Raw genomic sequence first — 23,673 nt, forward strand, 5'->3', positions numbered from 1 at the left:
AAGCGAGGCAACTGGGTATCACAGAAGCCGGGACAGGAACGCGTGGGGTCGGCGGCGATGTCGGGTTGGCGATCATCGCGCGCTCCCAGATAACTTAGGAAGCCGCAGCATTACCTGTGATGATGCCAGTCTCATTTCGATGCGGTCGTACCAGAAAATAGAAGGCGGCGACGTGCGTGATCATCAGCAGCGGCACGTAGATGACGGGAATCGCGTAGGTGGCGCCGAACAATCCTGCGTGGGCAGGGAGGTCGGCCTGGATGGCGAGGTAATAGTCGACGACGAGGTCGACCGTTCCGACGACATTAAAGGCGACGACGAACAGCCAGAAGAGCTGGCGTATCCGCACCGTGAGCAGCGCAAGGAGGGCCAGCACCCCGGTTGCGAAGTCGCCATAGGCGGCAAAGGTGGCGAAGCTTGCGGCAGATCAGGGCTGACGACGCCCGGAAGGATGAAGACGAGCCCAAAGAAGCGGAAGCTGTGCAGCGTGGCGATAGCGCGCTGCGCCGCGACCCGGTCCATCGAGCTGAGCCAGGGCCAGATGTACGCACCGAAGCAAAGCAGCCACGCAACATAGCCCAGAACGAGATGCGTCTGGAAAAGGGGTTCCGTCGACATTGTAGTCTCCTGTCAGCTGTTGATCGACGCGGCCTCGAACACCGCGGTCAGGATGCCGAGCCGGCCTTCCATGAGATTTCGTCCCAGATTGGCTGCAAGCTCGGCGAAGTCCGGTCCCATCACCACGCCGAGATTTGGCGAAGGCGGCGGACCCGACGCACGCAACTGCGCGAACCAGGCCTTGGCGACCTCGGTGTCGTCTTGCCATGCCAGCATGCGGAAGCCGGCCGGTTCGATCGCCTCACGCGTCGCGTCGATCGTCAGCAGGAAGCTCGTCGCCGGCGTCCGCGCCCAGGGAAGCGGATAGTGCGGCTCGCCGCCGCCCAGCACGACGTCAAAGGTGGCAAACCTGCCGCCTGATTTCAGCACGCGCCGAATCTCGCGGTAGAGCCGTGCCCGGCCGGAGATGTTCATCGCCACATGCTGCAGCAGCACGATGTCGAAACGGCCGTCATCGAAGGGAAGCTCCAGGGCGTTGGCGGCCTGGAACGACAATTGCCCGTTCTGTCCCGTGCGCTCGGTCAGATAGCGCGCGGCATCGACGAAGGGCTCGCTGAGATCCACGCCGGTAACCTGACAGCCATAGGTCGCGGCCAGGAAGCGCGCCGGGCCGCCGATACCCGAGCCTACGTCCAGGACCGACATTCCCGTGGTGATATCAGCCAATTGGGCAAGCTCGGCGGTCGCGGCAAGCCCACGGGTGTGAAACTGGTCGAGGGTACCCAATTGCTGCGGCGTGAGAAGCTGATCCTCCGGGCCGAGAGCAGCCAGTACCGTCTTCAGCCGCTCAGTCAGGCCGGTCGCGTGATAATGGTTGCGCACGCCATCAAGTCCATCGGTCATAGCAGGTCTCCAAGGTTCAGCCCTTACTTAAACCCGCTTCCTTAGTTCAACTATCCGCTATAATAACAACAGGCTATGAAGCACAGCTACACAGTTCGGCATGGGGCGCTTGAGGGCGTCGAGGTGTTCCTGGCTGTCGCCAGGCGCCGCAACTTCCGCCGCGCCGCCGCCGATCTCGGCGTGACACCGTCTGCCGTGAGCCAGGCGGTGCGCGCGCTGGAAGCCCGCATGGGTGCGGCGCTGTTTGTCCGCACGACGCGCAGCGTCGGTCTGACCGAAGCCGGGCAGCGGTTCCTCGACCGCGCCGGCCCTGCCTTCGAGGAGATCGTCGCCGCAGGCGAGGCCGCGCGCGATGTCGGCCAGCGGCCAACCGGCCTGCTGCGCCTGTCAGTGCCGCGCGCCGTCGTGCCATTGATCCTGGAGCCGGTGATCGCGTCTTTCTGCCAGGCCTATCCCGAAGTCGAACTGGAGATCGCCGCGAGTGACGAGATGGTCGATCTGGCGACCGGCGGGTTCGATGCCGGCATTCGCCTCGGCCAGTTCATTGCCACCGACATGGTCGCGGTGCGGCTGACCCCGTCATTCTCGTTCGTGGTCGTCGGCAGCCCTGACTATCTCGAGCGCCACGGCCGCCCCGAGCGTGTCGACGATCTGCGCCACCACGCCTGCTTACGCTTGCGCCGTTCGAATGGCGCCATTGCGCCCTGGACCTTCGTCGACGGTAACGAGGCGATCGAGGCCATGGTTTCAGGCCCGCTGATCGCGCATGACTATCCAACGCTGCTCGGGGCCGCGATGCGGGGGATCGGGTTGGCGCAGATCCCTCGGCCCGTCGCCGAAGGTCCGATAGGCCAGGGAAAACTCGAGCCTGTCCTAGACGACATCGCGGCGACGACGCCGGGCGTCTTCCTCTACCATCCCGGCAAGCGCCAGATCCTGCCCAAGCTGCGCGCCTTCATCGACCACCTCAAATCCGCTGTCTGAGGCAACGAAGGATGCCGCCCCCTGGCGCTTCGATTGCACCAAAGCTCTCATGGTATAAATATCAGAAATACATAAGTAAAAAATACTACAAGATGGACTATTCCGGTCAAGAACGTCGTTCTTTCAGTGCTGAAGCTTACATTGCATATGAAAAGCGCCAAGACCAAAAGGGCCGCATCAGCAGCCGGCAGCCCCAGGGTCAGTCCTCTCCCCGTCAGCAGGCTGGCGGCTGCGACTCCCGGTATGGTCAGGCCGATCGTGGCGCAAGCCGAACCCATCGCGACATTCAAGCCGCGCTGCAGCTCGTTGTTGAGTGAAGCGCGCACCGCCGAAATGGCTTCCGGCATCAACACCAGCCCCGCGATCATTGCCCCGACGATGCTGTCAGCCTGGGTCACCTGGTAGGCAACGAGCGTATCTTCGACGCTTGCCGCGACCTGCTCGGCGAGCATGACAATTCCGATCAGCCCGGCCATCAGCAGCAGAGCGCTGGCAGAGATGTTCTCGTGAGGGGCAGCGCACACCGAAACGTCGTGTGGTTGTCCCTGGGTAAAGTCTTCCCGGTGCCGGACGGTCTGCGCGAACACGAAGCTTGCATAGAGCAGCACTGAAAGGACGCTGACGAGACCAAGTTGGGCTGCCGAAAAGGTGCCTGGATCCGTGGTCTGGGTGTAGGTCGGCAGAATAAGCGTCATGACGGTCAGCGCGGCCAGAACCGCCAGATAGGCACTGGTCCCTTGCCGCACGATGGCCTGCTTGCGATGACGCCAGCCGCCAAACGCGAGACACATGCCGACAACACCGGTGGATGTGATCATCACCGTCGAGAAGACGGACTCCCGTGCCAGCGTCGGGTTGTTCTCTCCATGCAGCATCATGGAAACAATGATCGACACTTCGATTGCCGTGACCGCAAACGTCAGCACCAGCGTGCCGTACGGCTCCCCTACCCGCCGAGCTACCGCCTCGGCGTGGTCAAGCACCACGAAAATGGTGACGAACATGATTGCACACGACAGCGCACCGACAAGGATCCGGGTGCTCGGCGAACCTACGTCTACCGACAGTCCGCTGGCTCTCACTGCGACGGCCATTGCCAGCGCAGCGAGGGGCATCGCGTAGGAAATCGCCGATCGTCCGAAACCAGTCATTCAAGCCCCCATGTGTTTCTGCGAACCTTGCGGAAAGCCTGTGGGGAGCGCCTCAGCCAATGTCATCGCAAAGCCGGCAAGCCCATCGCCCCAGCGTTCGACCCCGGCAAACGACACCGACCCGCGACTCCTGAAGATGCCGCAAGGTCGCGCGACCTTGGCATTATTGAGCGCAACGACAAAATCGAGGCGCCCACCCCTCACGCCGTCTTCTGCGTCACCAGCCCGAGCTCCTCCACCATCGCCTCGCGCATCAAAAATTTCTGCGGCTTGCCGGTCACCGTCATCGGCAATTCGCTGCGGAAGCGGATGTGGCGGGGGATCTTGTAGTGGGCGATCTGGCCAGCGCAGAAGTTCTTGATCTCCTGCTCAGTGGCTATCTGGTTGGGTTTGAGCACGATCCAGGCGCACAGCTCCTCGCCATATTTGGCGTCGGGAATGCCGAACACCTGCACTTCCCGGACCTTGGGATGGCGGTAGAGGAATTCCTCGACCTCTCTGGGGTAGACGTTCTCGCCGCCGCGGATGACCATGTCCTTGACGCGGCCGACGATGTTGCAATAGCCCTCTGCGTCTATTGTTGCGAGGTCTCCGGTGTGCATCCAACCGTCGCTGTCGATCGCTTCGCGAGTCTTGTCCTCGTCGCCCCAATAGCCCTTCATCACGGAATAGCCGCGCGTGCACAGTTCGCCCGGCGCGCCGACGGCAACCGTGACGCCATCGGCATCGATGGCCTTGACTTCGACATGCGGGTGGATGCGGCCGACGGTCGAGACGCGTTTTTCCAGGGGATCGTCGACGCCGCTCTGGAACGACACCGGGCTGGTCTCGGTCATGCCGTAGGCGATGGTCACCTCCGACATATGCATCAGCGACACCACCTTCTTCATGACCTCGATCGGGCATGGCGAGCCAGCCATGATGCCGGTGCGCAGGCTGGAGAGGTCGAAGGTCGCGAAATCCGCATGATCGAGCATGCCGACGAACATGGTCGGCACGCCGTAGAGGCCGGTGCAGCGTTCCTGCGCCACGGCTTTCAGTGTGGCGCCGGGGTCGAAGCCCTCGCCCGGGAAAACCATCGTCGCGCCCTTCGACACGCAGCCCATCGTGCCCATCGACATGCCGAAGCAATGATAAAGCGGCACCGGGATGCAGAGCCGGTCGTCGACGGTGAGCTTGATCGCCGAGGTGACGAAATTGCCGTTGTTGACGATGTTGTGGTGCGTCAGCGTCGCGCCTTTCGGCGCGCCCGTCGTGCCCGAGGTGAACTGGATGTTGATCGCGTCGTTCGGCTTCAGCCCCTCGGAAATGCGGTCGAGGCTGTCATGCTCGTCGCGGCCGGCCATGGCCAGCACGTCGGCGAAATTGAACATGCCTGGCGAGTTGTCCTCGCCCATGCGGATGACGATCTTCAGATCAGGCAATTTTTGCGCCTTGAGCTTGCCCGGCGTGGCCTTCGTGATCTCCGGCGCCAGCGTCTCGATCATGCCGAGATAGTCCGAGGTCTTGAAGCTGGCCGCGGTGACGAGCGCCTTGCAGCCGACCTTGTTCAGCGCATAGTCCAACTCGGTCAGCCGATAGGCCGGGTTGATGTTGACCAGGATCAGGCCGATGCGGGCGGTGGCGAACTGCGTCACCAGCCATTCCCAGCGGTTGGGCGACCAGATACCGACGCGGTCGCCTTTTTCGAGGCCCAGCGCCAGGAAGCCGGCGGCGAGCGCGTCCACCGTGTCCGACAGTTCGCTCCAGGTGAAGCGCTTGTCCTGGCCGACAAAGACGGCGGCATCTTGCGTGGCGTATCTGCTGGCGGTGTCTGAGAAAAGCGCAGGGATTGTCTTGTCGAACAGCGGCACCTTGCGCTCGCCGGAGACATGCGCCCTGCCATCGACGGGTGCGATAAAGACGTTGCCGGCGCGCGCGCCGCGGCCGCGCAGATTGGTGGCGTTCTTCAGCTCGTCGAGATTGACCGGCATCGCTGTTTCCTCCCAGGCGCGCCCAAGTCTATCAGCCCGGCGGGGCAGTGGAAATCCTGTCGATGGTCGATCCCTCCCCCTCGAGGGGAGGGTGGACAGCCGCCGAAGGCGGATGGACGGGTGGGGTCCTTGCGGCAGTGCTCGACGTGGGACGACCCCACCGCCTCGCTTCGCGAGGCACCCTCCCCTCAAGGAGGAGGGAGGGCACTCATCTTCGTGATGATGTCGCGCAAGATGGCTTCATCGCCTGCGGCCCGAGCTTTCTTCGACGCCACCAGACAGGCCTGCGACCTCAGCACCACGCCGTCGCCCAGCACCTTGAGATGATTGGCGCGCAGCGTCGAGCCGGTGCTGGTGATGTCGACGATGACGTCGGCAAGGCCGGCCGCCGGCGCGCCTTCGGTGGCGCCTAGGCTTTCGACAATGCGATAGACCTGGATGCCATGTTTCTGCGAGAAGAATTGCTGCGTCAGCCGCCAGTATTTGGTGGCGATGCGCAACCGTCTTCCATGGCGCTGGCGGAAATCGGCGGCGACATCGTCGAGATCGGCCATGGTGTCGACATCGAGCCAGATTTCGGGCACCGCGACCACGACATCGGCATGGCCGAAGCCGAGACGGGCGACGATTTCCGCGCGGGCTTCCCAGTCGGCGAGGTTTTCGCGGACCAGGTCCTCGCCGGTGATGCCGAGATCGACCGCGCCCTGGCCGATTTCGCCCGATATTTCCGAAGCCGACAGGAAGGCGACATCGACATTGTCCAGGCCCTCGACGCGGGCGTGATATTTGCGCTCGTCGCCGGGCAGGCTGATGGCGAGGCCGGCTTTGGCCAGCACCTCCAGAGCCTGCTCCTTGAGCCGGCCTTTCGACGGGATCGCCAGCGTGATCATGGTGCCGTCTCCCGCAACGCCTCGATGCGGTCGAGCCAGACGGAAAAACCGACGCCGGGAATTGCGGTCTTCGCACCAAGCAACGTCAGCAGCCGGTCGTAGCGGCCGCCACCAGCCAAAGGCCGCTCGCCGCCTTGCGCCGCGATTTCGAAGACCACGCCGGTGTAGTAATCGAGCGGACGGCCGAAGGCTGCATCGTAGCGGATTTTTGCAGCCGGCAAGCCATGCGCCTCGATGGCCTGCGCGCGGGCGGCGAACTTTTCCAGCGCCGCACCCAGCGAAAGCCCGGCGCCGGCGGCGAACGTCTCCAGCGCCTGCGCCGCGCCATCGAGCGGCACGTCGATGGCCAGAAAAGTCTTCAGCGCCGCGAAGGCCTCGTTCGACAGCCGCACGCTTCGCAATTCGGCTTTCTCGATCAATCGCCGCGCAATGTCGGCTGGCGCGCGTCCGCCGGAGGCAGACAGGCCCGCTTCCTCCATGCCACTGGTGATGTGGGCCGAGAGACCTTCCAGATCACCGTCAAGCACAAGGGTCGCGACTTCGCCGGAGAGCTGGCTGTTGCGCGGCGGGTTGGCGAGATCGGCAAGTGCCGCCTGCAGCATCGGTGCCGAGCCGAAGGCGCGCGCCAGCCGCATGCGCCAGCCGCGCGGCAGGCCAAGGGCTGCGAGCACCGCCTCGAAAATGGTCTGGTCGCCAAGGGTGATCGCCAGGGCCTGACCTGGGAGCACCAGCGCCAGCAGCGCATGCGCGTCGGCCACGGAACGGGCGTCGGCTTGCGCCGTATCGCGGTCGCCGAGATCCTCGATGCCGGCCTGGAAGAATTCATTGCCGCCTTCGCGACGCTGGCGAAACACCTCGCCCAGATAGGAATAACGGCGCGGCGTGCCGGCCTGCGAGCTTATGTGGTCAAGGCAGACCGGAATGGTGAATTCCGGCCGCAGGCACAATGTCTGCCCGGTCTCGCTTTCGGTGAGGAAAATGCGGCGGCGCAGATCTTCGCCGGCCATGTCGAGGAACGGGTCCGCCGGCTGCAGGATGGCAACTTCGACAGCGTGGGTGTTGCGCGTGGCGAAGAGACTGGTGATGTCGGCTGATATTGTGGGATAGCGGGAGGTCATATGCTACGCCCTTCCCTTCTCCCCTTGTGGGAGAAGGTGGATCGGCGCGCAGCGCCGAGACGGATGAGGGGTGGGTGCCGGAATGGAACGTTGGCGTTCCCTGGAACACCCCTCATCCGACCTCGCTTCGCGAGGCCACCTTCTTCCACAAGGGGAGAAGGGAAGGGTGGCGCCTTACTTGCCACGCGCCCGCTCCTTAGCGAGGGCTGCCAACCGCCGTTTAATTGTCGAAACCATTTTCGATCTTGGAACTTCAAATTGGCCCGGTCGAATTTCCTTCCACATTGCATTGTCCGAGATAGATGACGACAAGCTCTTGCCTTCAGCCATATCTTTTATCTGAACAACTTTTCTTCTTCGTTCGTCCGAGCCTTCTACGACAACGAAGCGTGACTTGCGTCGATCAGCGTACTTAAATTGAGCATTAACACCCGATCCGCCCAGATACATTTCGGAGCGGATGCCAGCGGCGCGGAGTTCGGACACCATCTTCTGGTAGCGGCCGAGGCTTTCCGTGTCCTTGTCCATCACCAGCACGACGACCGGTGCGATCACATCGGCGCTGTCCAGTTTGCCGAGGTTCTTCAGCGCCGTCATCAGCCTGGAGACGCCGATGGAGAAACCCGTCGCCGGTACGGGCTCGCCCCGGAAGCGCGAGACCAGGCCGTCATAGCGCCCGCCACCGCCGACCGAACCGAAGCGCACGATCTGGCCGTCCTCATTGGGAATCTCGGCCAGCAGTTCGGCTTCGAAGACAGGACCGGTATAGTATTCGAGGCCGCGCACGACCGAGGGGTCAATTTTTACACGATCTGAATAACCCGCTGCATGGACGAGTGAGGCGATCATCGACAGCTCACTATACCCGGCTACGCAAGGCCCAACTCCCATTTCAGCATCGATGAACGGCAACGCCATGAAACTGTTATTGCCAAACTTGTTAATGAGACGGTCCAAAGCTGCCTTATCGAGGTCTAATGGAAGTGCGGGAGGCGCAATGCATCGCGCTACTTCGGCGATCTGATCATCGTTTAAATCCGCACCCTTGGTAAAGTCGCCACTGTCGTCCCGTCGCCCTCCACCAAGCAATAGACGAACGCCCTCAATGCCCAGCTTATCAAGTTTATCGATGGCCCGAAGCACTGTGAGCCGGCGTCCGACATTTTGATCCCCGCCAAGACTGATAGCTTCAAGAACACCGTCCAGCACCTTGCGGTTATTGACCCGGATAACGTAGTCACCCCTCTTGATGCCCAGCGCCTCCATGACGTCCGCCATCATCATGCACATTTCTGCATCAGCGGCGGCGCCGCCAATCCCACCCGGCGTGCCGATCGTGTCGGCGTCGAACTGCATGAACTGGCGGAAGCGGCCGGGGCCGGGCTTCTCGTTGCGGAACACCCAGCCGGAACGATAGCTACGATAGGGCTTTGGCAGGCGCTCATAATTCTCGGCGACAAAGCGCGCGGTCGGCGCGGTCAGGTCGTAGCGCAGCGACAGCCACTGGTCGTCATCGTCCTGGAACGAGAACACGCCTTCGTTCGGCCGGTCCTGGTCGGGCAAGAATTTGCCGAGCGCATCGGTGTATTCGATCAGCGGCTGGTCGGCCGGTTCGAACCCATAGAGCTCATAGACCGAGCGGATCGTCGCCATCATCTTTTCGACGGCGCGGATGTCTTCGGCGCTGCGGTCAGCAAAACCGCGCGGCAGCCGCGCTTTCGTCTTTTCGGATTTGTCGGCCATGAGATGAGCACCTGGTGTTTCGTTGCTTCGTGGCGCGGTAAATTTACCGCGTTCCACAGCGCGCGTTTCCTAACCGATGCAGCCCGGAGCGGCAAGGGTTAGCCCCTCGCACCTCGCACGACGGCAGCAGGGGGAGCCGAACCTCCTTGAAACAAAAACGCACCGAAAATGAAACAATCCCGCCATCAGCGCGGCATCGTGCCGACACAATCGCGGCCGATATAGCGCAGGATATGAAGGGGTTCGGGACATGACCAGCGCAGCAAAATTCCATGCCAACAGCGATGCCGGCGAATTGCCAGCACGGCTGCGCCCGGCGGACACCCATGCGCCGAAAATGGTCGGCCAGGCTGCCGGCCCGTTCGACGTACCGGCAGACACCGGCAAGGGGTCTTCCCTGCGCGACGCGTTGGTGACCGGCCTGCTGGTGATCTATCCAACGGTGGCCACGGTGGCGGCGATCGTCGCCGGGCTTTTCCTGGCCAGCGCCAACGGCACCTGAAACTGCCGCTTCGTCGGGTTCCATATTGTCTTGATTGGGGGATTGAGCATGCGACTGGGCTACGCATACGCGCTTGGCTGCTCGCTTCTACTGGGAGCATCCAATGCGGCCAGCGCTGCTGGCTGCAAGCCGGGCGAGGCCGGCCTTGCCGGCCATTACTATCTGCGCGGCGTCATGGAGGTCGGCTCCGAGCTGCTGCTCAGGAAAGACGGCAGCTTCGAATTCATGCTGGCCTACGGCGCCAACGATCAGTACGGCAAGGGCTGCTGGCTGAAGAAGGGATCTACCGTCGAAGTCATCCCGGCCGGGCGCAGTTCGGCATCGACGCATCACACGCCCGACGACAGCGGTTTTGGCGGCCTGGTGCTGACCATTTCCGGCCGCAGCCTGGTGTGGGACATCAATGGCAGCGGGCACAAGGGACGGTTCGAGAAGTGAACCCTACTTCGGCCGTTTGAAAGCCTTCCGTTCCTTCTCGACCTCCTTGCGGCAGACACAGCCCTCGAGATGGTCGTTGACCAGGCCCATGGCCTGCATGAAGGCGTAGACCGTGGTCGGGCCGACGAAACTCCAGCCGCGCTTCTTCAATTCCTTCGAAATCCGGGTCGAAACCGCCGTCGTCGGGTTGGCTCGCAGATGCGCGAGGTCGACGATCGCAGGCCGCTCCGCCTTGCCGGGTTCGAACTTCCAGAACCAGGCGGCGAGCGAGCCGAACTCGTCGACCATCTCGCGGGCGCGCTTGGCGTTGTTGATGGTCGACACTATCTTGCCGCGATGGCGGATGATGCCGGCATTGCCAAGCAGGCGCTCGACATCCTTGTCGGTGAAAGCGGCGACCTTGTCGAAATCGAAGCCGGCGAAGGCCTCGCGAAAATTCTCGCGCTTGCGCAGGATGGTCAGCCACGACAGGCCCGACTGAAACCCTTCGAGGCAGATCTTTTCGAACAGCCTGCGGTCGTCGGCCATCGGCCGGCCCCATTCGTGGTCGTGATAGTGCAGATAGTCGGGCAGATTGCCGTGCCAGAAGCAGCGCGCGACACCGTCGGGACCGGCAAGCAGGCCGGTGTTTTCATTGCTCATTCGCAAAAATCCATCCGTTAACGCGCTTTTGCGCGGCATTTACTGTGGCTTTACCAGATTCCTGAACCCGGCGGTAACCACACCAAAAGGTTTACTGACACTTCCGCATTTTACGCATTCCGATTCATGTTTCGGTTGCTGCTTGCACGCCAATGATCGCTGAACCGGGGAGCGTTTCCACCCGGTTGTATCAAGACGATCAAGGTGCGTTCCCGATGAAGAGAGTTTTGTTTTCCGTGCTCGGCGCCGTGGCTGTGTTTGCCGGCGTCACGCCCGCAGCCGCTGGCGACCGTTATGCCGACAGGCCGCCGGTGATGGTGAGCCCCGACCTTTCCGCCCCATGGGTGCTGCAGCTTGGCAAAGCGCCCGGCATCGTGCGGCAAAACCGCCAAATCGTGCAGCAGCAGCCGCGCCTGCGCTATGCGCAACCGGCGCAGCCAGACCGCGTGCAGACGGCGGCCGTGCAGGCACCGGCCAAGCGCATGGTCATGCGCCCACAGATCAACCCGGTCTACCTGCCTCAGGAAGTCGCCTATGACGGCCCGCAGAAGCCGGGCACGATCGTCATCGACACGACGCAGAATTTCCTCTTCCTGATCGAGAAGAACGGCAAGGCACGGCGCTACGGCGTCGGCACCGGCAAGCCCGGCTTCGAATGGTCGGGCACGCACAAGATCACCAACAAGCGCGAGTGGCCGGACTGGCGCCCGCCGGCGCAGATGATCAAGCGCGAGGCCGCCAAGGGCCGCTATCTGCCGACCTATCTGGCCGGCGGCATGGAAAATCCGCTCGGCGCGCGTGCGCTCTATCTCGGCACCACCGAATACCGCATCCACGGCACCAACCAGCCATGGACGATCGGCGGCGCGGTGTCGTCGGGCTGCATCCGCATGCGCAATGAGGACGTGGTCGACCTCTATGAACGGGTCAATGTCGGAACCACGGTCGAGGTGATATAGTTCGAATTGCGAATCACTTGGCCGGCAAAGCATTGAGCTTTTCAAGGCCAGTCTGGAGATAACGGGGGACGGGCCGTATGGGGATGCGGTCGGTCAAGAAGGGCGGCACGGGAAACCGCGCTGCCCTTCTTTTTGATCGGCGGCCAGTGCCTGCGACATGGCCCCGCGTCGTTGCGTCGCGCAGAAGGCATGGCGGTTCGCTTTCGTGCTGCCATTTTCGACGGTCTTTTGCTATGTCGGCGCCAACGCAAGAAAAGAGTCCACCCCATGTCCCTGACCGACGACAGCCGCTATCTCAAGGGCGGCCCGGTAGCCCAGCGCATCATCGCCGCCGTGCGCGAGGATGCGGCAATTGCCAAAGCCGAAGGTTTTCCGCCCAAGCTGATCTCGATCACCGTCGGCGATACCGATGCCGTGGATGTCTATGTGCGCAACCAGCGCGCCAAGGCTCAGCTTGCCGGCATCGATTTCGAGGAACGGCGTTTCCCCGCCACCATCACGTCGGGTGAACTGGAAGCCGCCATCCACGGCCTGAACGCCGATCCGCGTGTCACCGGCATCATCATCCAGCGGCCGGTGCCCGCGCACATTCCGATCAGGACGCTGCAGGCGGCCGTGCATCCGCTCAAGGATGTCGAGGGCATGCATCCGGCCTCGATCGGCAACATCGTCTACAACCAGCTCGATCTGGCGCCCTGCACGGCGGCCGCCTCCGTCGAACTGCTCAAGGAAACCTGCCTCGATCTCAAGGGACTGGAGGTCGTGATCGTCGGCCATTCGGAAATCGTCGGCAAGCCGATCGCCTTCCTGCTGATGAGCGAAGGCGCGACGGTGACCGTCTGCCACCACATGACGCGGTCGGTCGCTGCCCATGCGCGCCGTGCCGACGCGCTGTTCGTTGCCGTCGGCAAGCCGCGGCTGATCAAGGCCGACATGGTGAAGCCAGGTGCCGCCGTCATCGACATCGGCATCAATTCCGAGATCGGCCCGGACGGTACGAGCCGCATCGTCGGCGACGTCGACACTGAAAGCGTGCGCGAGGTTGCGTCCTGGATCACGCCGGTGCCGGGCGGCGTTGGCCCGATCACGGTGGCGATCCTGCTGCGCAACACGATGGTGGCGCTCAGCCGCCAGCGCGCGCTCTACGAGGCGACCTACGGCACCGCGGACAGGCTCGCGGCGGAGTAAGCGTTTTCGTCAGGTGTATTGAGGCACATGGCATGTGATCCGGGATTCTTCGTCCCAGAACACATAAAGTATGCCGCCGCTGCCCCAGAAGAAGCCCGCCAGTGAATCGAACTGCAGAAGAAATTTCATTTCCCGATCCGTTCCGGGAACCAACGGAAATTGCGGCCCTTGAACCCATGACGGCAGCCCGCCAAGCCGGAAGAGATTTTGCCTTGAATTGCTGGTTCCATACGACTGCCTGAGCCAGCGCTGAGGCGTCCGCGCTAGCCGGGCGATGCTCTTCCAGGTCGCTGGTTCGGATGTGAAGTCATTGTGGGAATGGAACGGAGCCACCGGTGTCGGTACTCCAGTGACATCGTGGGAATAGTAGGTCGGTTCAAGAGAATCGGCGCAAGTCTCAAGGCGGAGCCGAGGAAGTGCCCCTCCCTTGCCTCTCAGATCGTCCAGGGTAACGAGATGCACCAGCGTGTTACCGCAAGCGGGACAGGTGGTCGTCCCCTCGCCACCAATCGCAAATGGCGCTTCGGCTGCCGGCAAGTGCCAAGTGGGATGGTTGCGATGTGTCGGAAAAGACATGTCGCTCGGGGTGCCCCCCTCAAAGATGAAGTGATGGCATGCAGGCGGCGAACGAGGATCATCATGCGTCTGCCAATCCACGAAATCGGGAATGCTGCCCAAGGTGCTGTCTGGAAACAATTCCGGCACCTGCAAGGCGACGTGAGCCAGCAGATCCTCGACATCCTTTCCGCGTTTCACTTCTCCTTGCAGGAAAAATGCCAGACGAGCCAGATGCGCGTCGTCGAGAAACGAAACTGCATCTTCGATCAGATTGGTCTGGTGAACGTCAGCTTCGATGGTCGCCTTTATCAGTGCAACAGGAATTCGGACCCGTCTTTGAGGTGCCGGGTGACGATTGCCGAACAGTCTTCATAACGTGCCCGGGCTGTGTCACGCGGCGTCTTCGACAGCAGCCGAACGACGGTTTCAATCTCTAGCAATTCTGTATCAGACATCGCCTCATTCTCATGGGCGAATGCATATCAATCAACTCATTCTTGGTGGTTCGCCGCCATAAGCCCAGTCGAGCAGCTTGATAGTGTGCACGACCGGCAGCTTCGCGGCCGACGCGATCTGCGTGATGCAGCCGATGTTGCCGGTGGCGACGATTTCTGCACCTGTCGCCTCGATGTTTTTCACCTTGCGATCGCGCAGCTTGGCCGAAATCTCGGATTGCAGGATGTTGTAGGTGCCGGCCGAGCCGCAGCACAGATGGCCCTCGCGCGGCTCGCGCACGATGAAGCCGGCTTTGGTCAGCAACTCCTTCGGCTGGCGGATGATCTTCTGGCCGTGCTGCATGGAACAGGCCGAGTGATAGGCAACGACCGTGCCTGGCTTGCGCACTGGCTCGGGCATGTCGAAAGCCGCCAGATATTCGGTGATGTCCTTGGCCAGAGCCGACACGCGTGCAGCCTTGTCGGCATAGGCCGGATCGAGCCGCAGCATGAAGCCGTAGTCCTTGATCGTCGTGCCGCAGCCGGATGCGGTGATGATGATGGCGTCGAGCCCGCCTTGGTCGATGGCGCGCGTCCAGGCGTCGACATTTTGTCTCGCCGAGGCAAGGGCTGCCTGCTCCCGCCCCATATGATGGACCAATGCGCCGCAGCAGCCCTCGCCCGGCGGCACCACGACCTCGACGCCGAGGCGTGTGAGCAGTGAAATCGTCGTGTCGTTGATGGCGGGATCAAGCACCGACTGTGCGCAGCCGGTAAGGATGGCGATGCGGCCTTTCTTGGCCCCCTGCCCCGCATGGACGCCGGGCGAAGCCATCGGCGATGCCGCTGGGATCGAGGCCGGCGCGAGCTTGAGCATCGCGCCGAGCGGCTTCAGCGCCGGGACCTTGTCGAACAGGCCGATGAATGGCTTGCCCAGGCTCGCCAGTTTGAGAGCGGCACGAAAACGCGTGGGATAGGGCAGCACGAAGGCCAGCATGGTGCGGGTCAGGCGGTCGAGCAGCGGCCGTTTGTAGGTTTCCTGGATATGGGCACGAGCATGATCGACCAGATGCATGTAATTGACGCCCGACGGGCATGTCGTCATGCAGGCCAAGCACGACAGGCAGCGGTCGATATGGGTGACGATCTCCTTGTCGGCCGGACGGCCGTTTTCCAGCATGTCCTTGATCAAATAGATGCGCCCGCGCGGCGAATCCAACTCGTTGCCGAGCGTCACATAGGTCGGACAAGTGGCGGTGCAGAAACCGCAATGCACGCATTTGCGCAGAATCTTTTCCGATTCCGCGACGTGGGGATCGGCAAGCTGGGCGGATGAGAAATTCGTCTGCATCGCTGATGTCCTAGGCCATGCGGCCGGGATTGAGGATGTTCTTTGGGTCGAATTCCTGCTTCAGCCGCTGGCTGAGCGCGGCCAGCGCCGGCGGCTGCGGCTCGAACACCGGCAGGGCGGCACGATGGGCGGGTGCGGCGCGCACCAGCGTCGCATGACCGCCGCCATGTTTGCGCAACAGGCCGCGCAGCAAAGCGGCTTCCGGATCGCCCTCTTCCATGCGCAGCCACACCAGCCCACCCTGCCAGTCATAGAAAGCGCTGACGGCGGCCTGCATACGCAGGGTCAGCACCATCTGGTGGCCTTGGGCAGGTGTCATCGACACGCGCCAGACCGGTTTTTCGCTGCCGTCGGCAAAAGGCCTGATATCGCGCACATCGCGCCAGATCAGCCGTGAAGCCTCGCCCGAAATCTCCTCCAGCGGCCCGGCCTTGCCGAGCAGCGTCTTCAGCGCGGCGATGCGATAGGCGACCGACGGGCCAAAACCTTCGACGCGCAGCAGCGTGGCCGCTTCGCTGCCGAGCGCACCGCCGGCGACACGCGCGGCAATGCGCTCCGGCAGATGGGCAGCGCTCGACACTTCGGCACTCGAGCCGAGCGCCAAGGCCATGGCAGTGGCGGCCGCGTCGTCGAGCAGCTCACGGATCGCGAGCGTGACTTCCGTCTCCGCAGCAGGCAGCACCTTGAAGGTGACGTCGGTGAAAACGGCCAGCGTGCCCCAGCTGTTGGCCATCAGCTTCGACATGTCATAGCCGGTGACGTTCTTGACCACGCGGCCGCCCGACTTGAAGGCTTCGCCACGGCCGGACACGACATTGATGCCGAGGATATGATCGCGCGCCGCACCGGCCTTCAGCCGACGCGGACCGGAGAGGTTGGCGCCAAGCACGCCGCCGATCGTGCCTTTGCCGGGCTCGCCGGCGAGCAGCGGGCCGTAATCCATCGGCTCGAACGCCAGCTGCTGGCCGTTTTCCGCCAGCAGTTTTTCGATCTCGGCCAGCGGCGTGCCGGCCTTTGCCGACAGCACCAGTTCGGCGGGCTCGTAGAGCGTGACGCCGGTGAGCTTCGACAGGTCGAGCGTATGCTCCGTCTGCAGCGGACGGCCAATGCCGCGCTTGGAGCCGTGACCGATAATTTCGAGCGGCGAGCCTTCCGCCACCGCCCAGGCAACGGAGGACAGGACTTCGTCTGACGTGGTCGGGGTGAAAGTCGTCAAAGCCTGTGCTCCCTGAGCTTTTCGAGCACGGCTTCGCCCCTCGGCGACAGCCGGTAACCGACATCGAGGCTCTCGGTCAGGGCGAATTCCTTGAGCTTGCGGACATCCTGTTTGAACTTCAGTGTTTCAACGCCGGCCATCGCAGCCAAATCAGCCGCACGCACTTCCGGATGAGCGCCGATCGTCCGCAGGATCGACGGGAAGTAGCCGGGTGCCGTTTTGTCCCAGCGCGCAAAACGTGCAGTCAGCGCATGCCAGTCCGCCTCGGACAGCAAAGCCTCGCCGCGCAAGGTGGCGCGCTCGTCGGGCTCGATGCCCTTGAGTTCGATGCGATAGACCCGGATGCCGTCATCGGGCCCAAGCATCTCCTGAAGGGCTGCAAGCGTCGGAAAGCCGGCCGCGATCGCGTCTTTTTCCGTCAGTGCGGACATGTCCACGATCGCGATATCGCCGATCAGCACGACGCCCGAAGCCGTCCGGATGCGCCCGCCAGCCTTTACCGTCGGCCGCTTCCAACGGCGAAAGGCGAGCGTCACTTCCTTGCGCGCAATCTTGTCCAGCGAGGATTGTTTGAACAGCACGCTCAGGCCCCACTTGGGAATGCGGTGATGCCTATGCCCGACGCAAGTTCGGATATCCCGAGTTCCTTGGCGCCCCCCTCTGTCCTGCCGGACATCTCCCCCTCAAGGGGGGAGATCGGATGTCGCATATGGCTTCGCCAATCTTCATTGGTGACGAAAGGGCGAGGCGCGGAAGCTGCCAATCTCCCCCCTTGAGGGGGAGATGTCCGGCAGGACAGAGGGGGGTGTTCACGCGCCGACATATCCCTCAAAACCTCGGAATGTCCGGAAACGCCACCTGCCCCCGGTGCACGTGCATGCGACCAAGCTCGGCGCAGCGGCGCAGCTGCGGGAACACCTTTCCCGGATTGAGCAGATGGTTGGGGTCGAAGGCGCATTTGACGCGCATCTGCTGGTCGAGATCGACCTGGTTGAACATTTCCCTCATCAGGTCGCGCTTCTCGACCCCAACCCCGTGTTCTCCGGTCAAGACGCCGCCGACCTTGACACAGAGCCGCAATATGTCGGCGCCAAAACTTTCGGCCTTGTCGAGTTCGCCCGGCACATTGGCATCGTAGAGGATCAGCGGGTGCAGATTGCCGTCGCCGGCGTGGAAGACATTGGCGACACCCAGACCATATTTCTCAGAGAGCTCGCGCATGCCTGCGAGCACGCGCGGCAGTTCCTTGCGCGGGATGGTGCCGTCCATGCAGTAATAGTCGGGCGAGATGCGGCCGACCGCGGGGAAGGCCGCCTTGCGGCCGGCCCAGAAGCTCAGCCGCTCCTGCTCGGATTGCGAGATGCGGCAGGTGGTCGAGCCGTTGCGGATGGCGATCGCCTCGACCGCGGTGATGAGATGATCGACCTCGACACCCGGCCCGTCGAGTTCGACGATCAGCAAGGCTTCGACATCGAGGGGATAGCCGGCATGGACGAAATCCTCGGCCGCATGGATCGCCGGCCGGTCCATCATTTCCATGCCGCCAGGGATGATGCCGGCGCCGATGATGTCGGCGACGCACTGGCCGCCCTGTTCGCTGGTCGGAAAGCCGATCAGCAGCGCGCGCGCCGTCTCCGGCTTCTTCAGGATGCGGACCGTGACCTCGGTGACGACGCCGAGCAGGCCTTCCGAGCCGGTCATCACGCCGAGCAGGTCGTAACCTTCGGCGTCGAGATGGCTGCCGCCGAGCCGCACCACCTCACCGTTCATCAGCACCATCTCGATGCCGAGCACATTGTTGGCGGTGAGGCCGTATTTCAGGCAGTGCACGCCGCCGGAATTTTCCGCGACATTGCCGCCGATCGAGCAGGCGATCTGGGAGGATGGATCGGGGGCGTAATAAAAGCCCTCCTGCTCGACGGCGGTGGTGATGCCGAGATTGGTGACGCCCGGCTGGGCAACGACGATGCGATTGGGGAAGTCGATCGCCAGGATGCGGTTGAAGCGGCTCATCACCAGCAGCACCGCGTCCTCCAGCGGCAGCGCGCCGCCCGACAGCGAGGTGCCGGAGCCGCGCGGCACAACGCGGATGTTGCGGTCGTTGCAGTATTTCAGCACGCGGGAGACCTGAGCCACCGTTTCGGGCAGCACGACGACCAGCGGCAGTTGGCGATAGGCGGTCAGGCCATCGCTCTCGAAGGCGCGCATCTGGTTGGTCGCATCGACGACGCCCTCGCCCGGCACGATGATGCGCATGTCGGCGACAATCTCGTCGCGCCGGCGCAGCGTGGCGTCGTCTGGTTTCGGCATGGCCAAGCCGGACATCAGCAGCCTCATTTCGCTTGACTGGTCAAAATCTTTTACCAGTGAGGCGCATTCTTTGCAAACGCTACGGTGATGCGGCCTCCGGCATCAAGGTCGGGACAAGCTTCCGCAGCGGCAATCTGCCGCTATTCGCCGGGATGCTTCGCCGGTTCGGAATGCATCTGGCGTACGCGGCGCACGCCCCACCAGACCAGCAGGATGGCGACCGGCACCGAGGCGGCGGTGACGACTTCCGGCGCGAAGGCATGACCGAAGATAGAGGCGCCCTTGGCGACATAGCCGATGAGGCCGACGACATAGTAGGATACGGCGGCGACCGAGAGGCCTTCGACGGTCTGCTGCAGGCGCAGTTGCAGGCGGGCGCGGTTGTTCATCGAGGCGAGCAGGTCGCGGTTTTGCTTCTCGACCTCGACATCGACCCAGGTGCGCAGCAGCGTCGTGGCGCGGGTCAGTTTGCGCGACAGATTGGCCTGCCGCTCCTCGACCGAGCGGCAGGTGCGCATGGCAGGCGCAACGCGGCGCTGCAAAAACCCGCCCCAGGTGTCGTAGCCGGGCACGGCCTCTTCCTCCAGCGCTTCCAGCCGCTCGACGACGATGCCGTCATAGGCGCGGCTGGCGCCGAAGCGGTAAAGGCTGGAGGCGGCGTCTGCTTCCAGCTCGGCCGCCAGTTCGGTCAGGTCGGCGAGCAGCGTCTGGCTGTCACGGGTTTCGGCGACCTTCATTTCCAGCGTGGTCTGCGCCAGCCTGTCCTCGATGCGGCGGGCGCGGCCGGACAAGGTCAGGGCCAGCGGCAGGCCGAGCATGGCCAGCGTGCGGTAGGTTTCGATGTCGATCAGCCGCTGCGACAGCGCCCCGGTGCGCGCCGGCGTCAGGCCGCGATCGAGCACCAGGATGCGGGTCATGCCGTCGCCATCCTGGCGAAAATCGGTGACGATGGCCGCATTGCCGCGCTCGACCAGCGAATAGCACAGGCTGGTCGGGTCGAAAGCGGCGATCAGCCGCTCGCTCGTTTGCGTCCATTTGCGGATTTCGAGCCGGATGCCCGAAATGACGGTGCCCGGCGGCGAAAAGCCGTTGCCGAAGGGCGTATCCTCCTGCGTCCTGCCGCTTTCGGAAAGCGGCCCTTCCCACAGATAGGTCGAGAATTCCGTGTGCCGCTCCCAGCGCAGCGAGCCCTTGCCCCACTTCATGGCATGGTGACGCGCCTGACGGTCGGGGGCTGCAATGCCAAGACGCCGCGACAGTTCGGACAGCACGGCATGGTCGACGCCGGAGCCGCCCTCGGTCATGAAGGCAAGCTGCACCAGCACGCGCGGCTTTTCGATCAGCGGATGCGGCCTTGCATGGACCTCGCCCAGCGCGCCGGGCCGGCCCTCATGCGCGGGGAAGCCCATGACGCTGCCCTTGGCGCGCGGCTGGAACTCGAGATTGGACGGGTCGTCTGACACGGCTTGTCCCCCGGGTTTCTTTGAACCCTCTTTCTCTTGACCTTTTGGCAGTCGCGTCCCTCTAGAGCCAATAGCCAGGTGACGCAAACAGCAAAGTTTAGCCGAAGATGATATGGCGCCGGGCGGCGAAACCGACACGCTTCGACCAATTGGATAAATAATTTGACCAGTTGGCGACGCAGGCTTTATCCTGCGCGACACCGGTTCAATTCCCAGGCACAGCTGTTGAGCGACATTTTTTCCAGGATCGAGCATTCGCGCACCGCCGACGAGGTGGTGCAGCAGATCGAGAGCCTCATCCTCGAAGGCGTGCTGCGCACTGGTGACCGGCTGCCGGGCGAGCGCGAGCTGGCACGCCAGTTCGACGTGTCGCGGCCGATCCTGCGCGATGCGCTGAAGGCGCTCGAAGGGCGCGGGCTGCTGACGACCAAGGCCGGTGGCGGCACGCATGTCGCCGACATTATCGGCCAGCTGTTCACCAAGCCGGTGGCGGACCTGATCTCGATGCATCGCAAGGCGGTGGCCGACTATCTGGAGTACCGCCGCGAGATCGAAGGCATAGCCGCCGAATATGCAGCACGGCGCGCCACTCCGGAGGACCTTGCGCTGCTCGACCGCATTATGGCCCGCATGGACGAGGCGCACCGCACCGGCGATTTCGACGACGAGGCTGAAATCGACGTCGAGTTCCATCACGCGATCTGCGAATGCGCGCACAACATCCTGCTCTTGCACACGCTGCGCTCCTGCTATCGGCTTTTGTCGGAAGGCGTGTTCCAGAATCGGCTGCTGGTCTTCACCGTGCCCGGCGCGCGCGAGGCGCTGCTGGCGCAGCACAAGGCAATCCACGCCGCTGTCAAGGCCGGCGATCCGGCCGGCGCCCGCCAGGCGGCGATGGACCACATGACCTATGTCGAGCGGTCGATGGCCGAAGCCGAGCGCAGCGGCGACTGGCAACGCGTATCGCGGCTCAGGCTGCGGCAGCGTTCGGAAGCCGGCGATACCGAACCGGCGCGCAGACGTTCATAGAGCATGATGTCATCCGAAAACCGCTTCACACTTTTCGGCATCATGCTTTAGTCAATTCGATCCAAGCGGGGACCATCATGAGCGACATTCTCACCATCGCAGATCTCAAGGATCTCGCCCGTCGGCGCGTGCCCAAGATGTTCTTCGATTATGCCGATTCCGGCGCCTGGACCGAGAGCACCTATCGGGCCAACGAGGAAGACTTCCAGAAGATCAAGTTCCGGCAGCGCGTGCTGGTCGACATGAGCAACCGCTCGCTGGAATCGACCATGATCGGCCAGAAAGTGTCGATGCCGGTGGCCTTAGCGCCGACCGGCCTGACCGGCATGCAGCATGCCGATGGCGAGATGCTGGCGGCGCAGGCGGCGGAAGAATTCGGCGTGCCTTTCACCCTGTCGACGATGAGCATCTGCTCGATCGAGGATGTCGCCTCGGTGACAAGCAAGCCGTTCTGGTTCCAGCTCTACGTGCTGCGCGACAAGGATTTCGTGCTCGATCTGATCGACCGGGCGAAGGCGGCGAAGTGCTCGGCACTGGTGCTGACGCTCGACCTGCAGATCCTCGGCCAGCGCCACAAGGATGTGCGCAACGGGCTTTCGGCGCCGCCCAAGATGACGCTGGCCAACATCATCGACCTGGCCAGCAAGCCGCGCTGGTGCCTGGGCATAGCCGGCACCAAGCGCCGCACCTTCCGCAACATCGTCGGCCACGCCAAGGGTGTCGGTGACGTCTCTTCGCTGTCGTCCTGGACGACGGAGCAGTTCGACCCGCAGCTGTCGTGGAAGGATGTCGCCTGGATCAAGGAACGCTGGGGCGGCAAGCTGATCCTGAAAGGCATCCTCGACAAGGAAGATGCGCTGATGGCGGCCAAGACCGGCGCCGACGCGATCGTGGTTTCCAACCATGGCGGGCGCCAGCTCGATGGCGCGTCGTCCTCGATCATGGCGCTGGAAGAGATTGCGGACGCGGTCGGCGACAAGATCGAAGTGCATATGGACGGTGGCATCCGCTCCGGCCAGGACGTGCTGAAGGCGCTCTGCCTCGGCGCCAAGGGCACCTATATCGGCCGGCCATTTCTTTACGGCCTCGGCGCACTCGGCAAGGAAGGGGTTACCAAAGCGTTGGAAATCATCCGCAAGGAGATGGACATCACGCTGGCGCTGTGCGGAAAGCGTCTGGTCACCGACATGAGCAAGGATCAGCTCCGCCGCTAGTGTCCCGTGACGGCCTGACCACGGAGACCACGAGGCGTTGGCGGAACCCGGCATCCATTTTCTCGACGCACAAGGGCCGGAGGGGGTACGTCTTTACGCGATCGGCGATGTGCATGGCCGGCTCGACCTGCTGGCCGCCATGCACCAGCGGATCGAGAGCGAGCTGGAGTGGAAACCGGCTCGCGACTGGCGGGTGATCCACCTCGGCGACTATGTCGACCGCGGACCGGACTCCAAGGGTGTCATCGATTTCCTGATCAAGGCGCGGGAACGCGATCCGCGCCATCTGATGCTCGCCGGCAACCATGACATCGGCTTTCTCGACTTTCTGGGAACCCCCGACCCGGAAGGGCTTTTCATGCGCTTTGGCGGCGTGCAGACAGCGTTGTCCTATGGCGTGTCGCTGACCGCCGACGCCAGCTGGTTCGGCAAGATGGAGACGATGAGGCGGGGACATCAGGCCTTGCTCGAGGCCATGCCACCGGGCCATGTCGATTTCCTGCGGTCGCTGCCGTTCTCGTTAGCGTTCGGCGATTTCTTCTTCTGCCATGCCGGCATCAGGCCAGGCATTCCGCTGGACAAGCAGAACCCGCAGGACCTGATCTGGATCCGCGACGTTTTCCACGATTACACCGGCCTGTTCCCGAAGATCGTGGTGCATGGCCACACACCCGTCCCCGAGGCCGAAGTGATGGCCAACCGCGTCAATGTCGACACGCTTGCCTGGCAGTCAGGCATGCTGACCGGGCTCGTCGTCGACGGGGCGGACAAACGCATCCTGGAAATGGCGATAAAGGAAGCTTGAGCCCAGCCGCGGCGCAGAGATGCGTCGCGAGCGGACCGGCTTTTAGCGAAGCGAGGCGGTGACGCCGTAGCCGTCGACGGCGTTGTGGTTGTTGGCGGCATCGGCGGAATAGATGCCGAGACCGCACAGCACGATGGCGGACAACATGGCAAAGGACAGAAGCGCTGCTTTCACGGACGTCATCTCTTGTTGAGCTTGCTGCATCTGTGCACCAGGCGGTTACCAATGCGTTGAAACGGAGAAT

Annotated in this window: 22 protein-coding genes and 1 pseudogene; 8 read left to right on the top strand and 15 right to left on the bottom strand. The window is 63.2% G+C overall.

What is annotated here, in order from left to right; translation table 11 throughout:
* Positions 1–94: 94 nt before the first annotated feature.
* Positions 95–618, bottom strand: a pseudogene (locus AC0V7N_RS33555) (DUF8737 domain-containing protein).
* A gap of 12 nt (positions 619–630) precedes the next feature.
* Positions 631–1,461, bottom strand: a complete 831-nt coding sequence (locus tag AC0V7N_RS33560) for a class I SAM-dependent methyltransferase (RefSeq protein WP_475452950.1) — start codon at positions 1,459–1,461, stop codon at positions 631–633.
* A 75-nt stretch (positions 1,462–1,536) separates the two neighbouring features.
* On the opposite strand from AC0V7N_RS33560, the gene AC0V7N_RS33565 reads away from it, so the two are divergent.
* Complete coding sequence (locus tag AC0V7N_RS33565) at positions 1,537–2,445, top strand: LysR family transcriptional regulator (protein ID WP_475452952.1); 909 nt, start codon at positions 1,537–1,539, stop codon at positions 2,443–2,445.
* A gap of 47 nt (positions 2,446–2,492) precedes the next feature.
* On the opposite strand, the gene AC0V7N_RS33570 is transcribed toward AC0V7N_RS33565, so the two are convergent.
* The 5 genes from AC0V7N_RS33570 to hisS form a co-directional block, all read right to left on the bottom strand.
* Entirely contained in the window at positions 2,493–3,596 is a 1,104-nt protein-coding gene (locus tag AC0V7N_RS33570) for a calcium:cation antiporter family protein (RefSeq protein WP_496627583.1), read from the bottom strand.
* 200 nt (positions 3,597–3,796) lie between these two features.
* The gene (locus AC0V7N_RS33575) at positions 3,797–5,569 is read right to left on the bottom strand and encodes an AMP-binding protein (RefSeq protein WP_475452956.1); all 1,773 of its coding nucleotides are present in this window, start codon (positions 5,567–5,569) and stop codon (positions 3,797–3,799) included.
* A gap of 188 nt (positions 5,570–5,757) precedes the next feature.
* On the bottom strand, positions 5,758–6,459 hold the full coding sequence (gene hisG / locus AC0V7N_RS33580; protein ID WP_475452958.1) for an ATP phosphoribosyltransferase: 702 nt from the start codon (positions 6,457–6,459) through the stop codon (positions 5,758–5,760).
* Entirely contained in the window at positions 6,456–7,577 is a 1,122-nt protein-coding gene (locus tag AC0V7N_RS33585) for an ATP phosphoribosyltransferase regulatory subunit (protein WP_475452960.1), read from the bottom strand. Before AC0V7N_RS33585 ends, hisG begins: the two co-directional genes overlap by 4 nt.
* 174 nt (positions 7,578–7,751) lie before the next feature.
* A complete protein-coding gene (gene hisS, locus AC0V7N_RS33590) occupies positions 7,752–9,320 on the bottom strand; it encodes a histidine--tRNA ligase (protein ID WP_475452962.1) in 1,569 nt (522 codons plus the stop codon).
* Positions 9,321–9,570: 250 nt separating this feature from the next.
* On the opposite strand from hisS, the gene AC0V7N_RS33595 reads away from it, so the two are divergent.
* Positions 9,571–9,822, top strand: coding sequence for a hypothetical protein (locus AC0V7N_RS33595; protein WP_475452964.1), 252 nt, complete (start codon positions 9,571–9,573; stop codon positions 9,820–9,822).
* A 48-nt stretch (positions 9,823–9,870) separates the two neighbouring features.
* Positions 9,871–10,260: a hypothetical protein gene (locus AC0V7N_RS33600; protein ID WP_475452966.1), complete on the top strand. Its 390-nt coding sequence runs from the start codon at positions 9,871–9,873 to the stop codon at positions 10,258–10,260.
* Between the two features lie 3 nt (positions 10,261–10,263).
* Here AC0V7N_RS33600 and AC0V7N_RS33605 read toward each other — a convergent pair whose 3' ends face one another.
* Entirely contained in the window at positions 10,264–10,902 is a 639-nt protein-coding gene (locus AC0V7N_RS33605; RefSeq protein ID WP_475452968.1) for a DNA-3-methyladenine glycosylase I, read from the bottom strand.
* Positions 10,903–11,117: 215 nt separating this feature from the next.
* Between AC0V7N_RS33605 and AC0V7N_RS33610 the strand changes: the two genes are divergently transcribed.
* Entirely contained in the window at positions 11,118–11,861 is a 744-nt protein-coding gene (locus AC0V7N_RS33610; RefSeq protein ID WP_475452970.1) for a L,D-transpeptidase, read from the top strand.
* A 267-nt stretch (positions 11,862–12,128) separates the two neighbouring features.
* Complete coding sequence (locus tag AC0V7N_RS33615; protein WP_475452972.1) at positions 12,129–13,049, top strand: bifunctional 5,10-methylenetetrahydrofolate dehydrogenase/5,10-methenyltetrahydrofolate cyclohydrolase; 921 nt, start codon at positions 12,129–12,131, stop codon at positions 13,047–13,049.
* A 9-nt stretch (positions 13,050–13,058) separates the two neighbouring features.
* Here AC0V7N_RS33615 and AC0V7N_RS33620 read toward each other — a convergent pair whose 3' ends face one another.
* The 6 genes from AC0V7N_RS33620 to AC0V7N_RS33645 all read right to left on the bottom strand — a co-directional run bounded on the left by AC0V7N_RS33620 (position 13,059) and on the right by AC0V7N_RS33645 (position 20,381).
* A complete protein-coding gene (locus AC0V7N_RS33620) occupies positions 13,059–13,805 on the bottom strand; it encodes a hypothetical protein (protein WP_475452974.1) in 747 nt (248 codons plus the stop codon).
* Positions 13,806–14,093: 288 nt separating this feature from the next.
* Entirely contained in the window at positions 14,094–15,392 is a 1,299-nt protein-coding gene (gene glcF / locus AC0V7N_RS33625) for a glycolate oxidase subunit GlcF (protein ID WP_475452976.1), read from the bottom strand.
* A 10-nt stretch (positions 15,393–15,402) separates the two neighbouring features.
* Complete coding sequence (glcE, locus tag AC0V7N_RS33630; protein WP_475452978.1) at positions 15,403–16,608, bottom strand: glycolate oxidase subunit GlcE; 1,206 nt, start codon at positions 16,606–16,608, stop codon at positions 15,403–15,405.
* Positions 16,605–17,189: an ASCH domain-containing protein gene (locus AC0V7N_RS33635; RefSeq protein ID WP_475452979.1), complete on the bottom strand. Its 585-nt coding sequence runs from the start codon at positions 17,187–17,189 to the stop codon at positions 16,605–16,607. Before AC0V7N_RS33635 ends, glcE begins: the two co-directional genes overlap by 4 nt.
* Before the next feature lie 247 nt (positions 17,190–17,436).
* On the bottom strand, positions 17,437–18,933 hold the full coding sequence (locus AC0V7N_RS33640; protein ID WP_475452981.1) for an FAD-linked oxidase C-terminal domain-containing protein: 1,497 nt from the start codon (positions 18,931–18,933) through the stop codon (positions 17,437–17,439).
* Between the two features lie 125 nt (positions 18,934–19,058).
* Positions 19,059–20,381, bottom strand: a complete 1,323-nt coding sequence (locus tag AC0V7N_RS33645; RefSeq protein WP_475452983.1) for a DUF3422 family protein — start codon at positions 20,379–20,381, stop codon at positions 19,059–19,061.
* A 225-nt stretch (positions 20,382–20,606) separates the two neighbouring features.
* Between AC0V7N_RS33645 and AC0V7N_RS33650 the strand changes: the two genes are divergently transcribed.
* The 3 genes from AC0V7N_RS33650 to AC0V7N_RS33660 all read left to right on the top strand — a co-directional run bounded on the left by AC0V7N_RS33650 (position 20,607) and on the right by AC0V7N_RS33660 (position 23,429).
* On the top strand, positions 20,607–21,410 hold the full coding sequence (locus tag AC0V7N_RS33650) for a FadR/GntR family transcriptional regulator (RefSeq protein ID WP_475452985.1): 804 nt from the start codon (positions 20,607–20,609) through the stop codon (positions 21,408–21,410).
* 77 nt (positions 21,411–21,487) lie between these two features.
* The gene (locus AC0V7N_RS33655; RefSeq protein ID WP_475452987.1) at positions 21,488–22,624 is read left to right on the top strand and encodes an alpha-hydroxy acid oxidase; all 1,137 of its coding nucleotides are present in this window, start codon (positions 21,488–21,490) and stop codon (positions 22,622–22,624) included.
* A gap of 37 nt (positions 22,625–22,661) precedes the next feature.
* Positions 22,662–23,429 (top strand): metallophosphoesterase family protein, encoded by a 768-nt coding sequence (locus AC0V7N_RS33660; RefSeq protein ID WP_475452989.1) that lies wholly within the window; start codon positions 22,662–22,664, stop codon positions 23,427–23,429.
* A 42-nt stretch (positions 23,430–23,471) separates the two neighbouring features.
* Here the strand turns inward: AC0V7N_RS33660 and AC0V7N_RS33665 are convergent, their stop codons facing one another.
* A complete protein-coding gene (locus tag AC0V7N_RS33665; RefSeq protein WP_257784452.1) occupies positions 23,472–23,603 on the bottom strand; it encodes a hypothetical protein in 132 nt (43 codons plus the stop codon).
* Between the last annotated feature and the right edge of the window lie 70 nt (positions 23,604–23,673).

This window comes from Mesorhizobium kamtschaticum, from assembly GCF_056174585.1.

Bases quoted from the DNA above. Each gene is read 5' to 3' on its own strand.
- AC0V7N_RS33575 (WP_475452956.1), bottom strand. From the start codon at position 5,569: ATGCCGGTCAATCTCGACGAGCTGAAGAACGCCACCAATCTGCGCGGC.
- AC0V7N_RS33610 (WP_475452970.1), top strand. From the start codon at position 11,118: ATGAAGAGAGTTTTGTTTTCCGTGCTCGGCGCCGTGGCTGTGTTTGCC.
- AC0V7N_RS33570 (WP_496627583.1), bottom strand. From the start codon at position 3,596: ATGACTGGTTTCGGACGATCGGCGATTTCCTACGCGATGCCCCTCGCT.
- AC0V7N_RS33585 (WP_475452960.1), bottom strand. From the start codon at position 7,577: ATGACCTCCCGCTATCCCACAATATCAGCCGACATCACCAGTCTCTTC.
- glcF (WP_475452976.1), bottom strand. From the start codon at position 15,392: ATGCAGACGAATTTCTCATCCGCCCAGCTTGCCGATCCCCACGTCGCG.
- AC0V7N_RS33640 (WP_475452981.1), bottom strand. From the start codon at position 18,933: ATGTCCGGCTTGGCCATGCCGAAACCAGACGACGCCACGCTGCGCCGG.
- AC0V7N_RS33600 (WP_475452966.1), top strand. From the start codon at position 9,871: ATGCGACTGGGCTACGCATACGCGCTTGGCTGCTCGCTTCTACTGGGA.
- hisG (WP_475452958.1), bottom strand. From the start codon at position 6,459: ATGATCACGCTGGCGATCCCGTCGAAAGGCCGGCTCAAGGAGCAGGCT.
- AC0V7N_RS33560 (WP_475452950.1), bottom strand. From the start codon at position 1,461: ATGACCGATGGACTTGATGGCGTGCGCAACCATTATCACGCGACCGGC.
- AC0V7N_RS33565 (WP_475452952.1), top strand. From the start codon at position 1,537: ATGAAGCACAGCTACACAGTTCGGCATGGGGCGCTTGAGGGCGTCGAG.
- AC0V7N_RS33605 (WP_475452968.1), bottom strand. From the start codon at position 10,902: ATGAGCAATGAAAACACCGGCCTGCTTGCCGGTCCCGACGGTGTCGCG.
- AC0V7N_RS33655 (WP_475452987.1), top strand. From the start codon at position 21,488: ATGAGCGACATTCTCACCATCGCAGATCTCAAGGATCTCGCCCGTCGG.
- hisS (WP_475452962.1), bottom strand. From the start codon at position 9,320: ATGGCCGACAAATCCGAAAAGACGAAAGCGCGGCTGCCGCGCGGTTTT.
- AC0V7N_RS33615 (WP_475452972.1), top strand. From the start codon at position 12,129: ATGTCCCTGACCGACGACAGCCGCTATCTCAAGGGCGGCCCGGTAGCC.
- AC0V7N_RS33595 (WP_475452964.1), top strand. From the start codon at position 9,571: ATGACCAGCGCAGCAAAATTCCATGCCAACAGCGATGCCGGCGAATTG.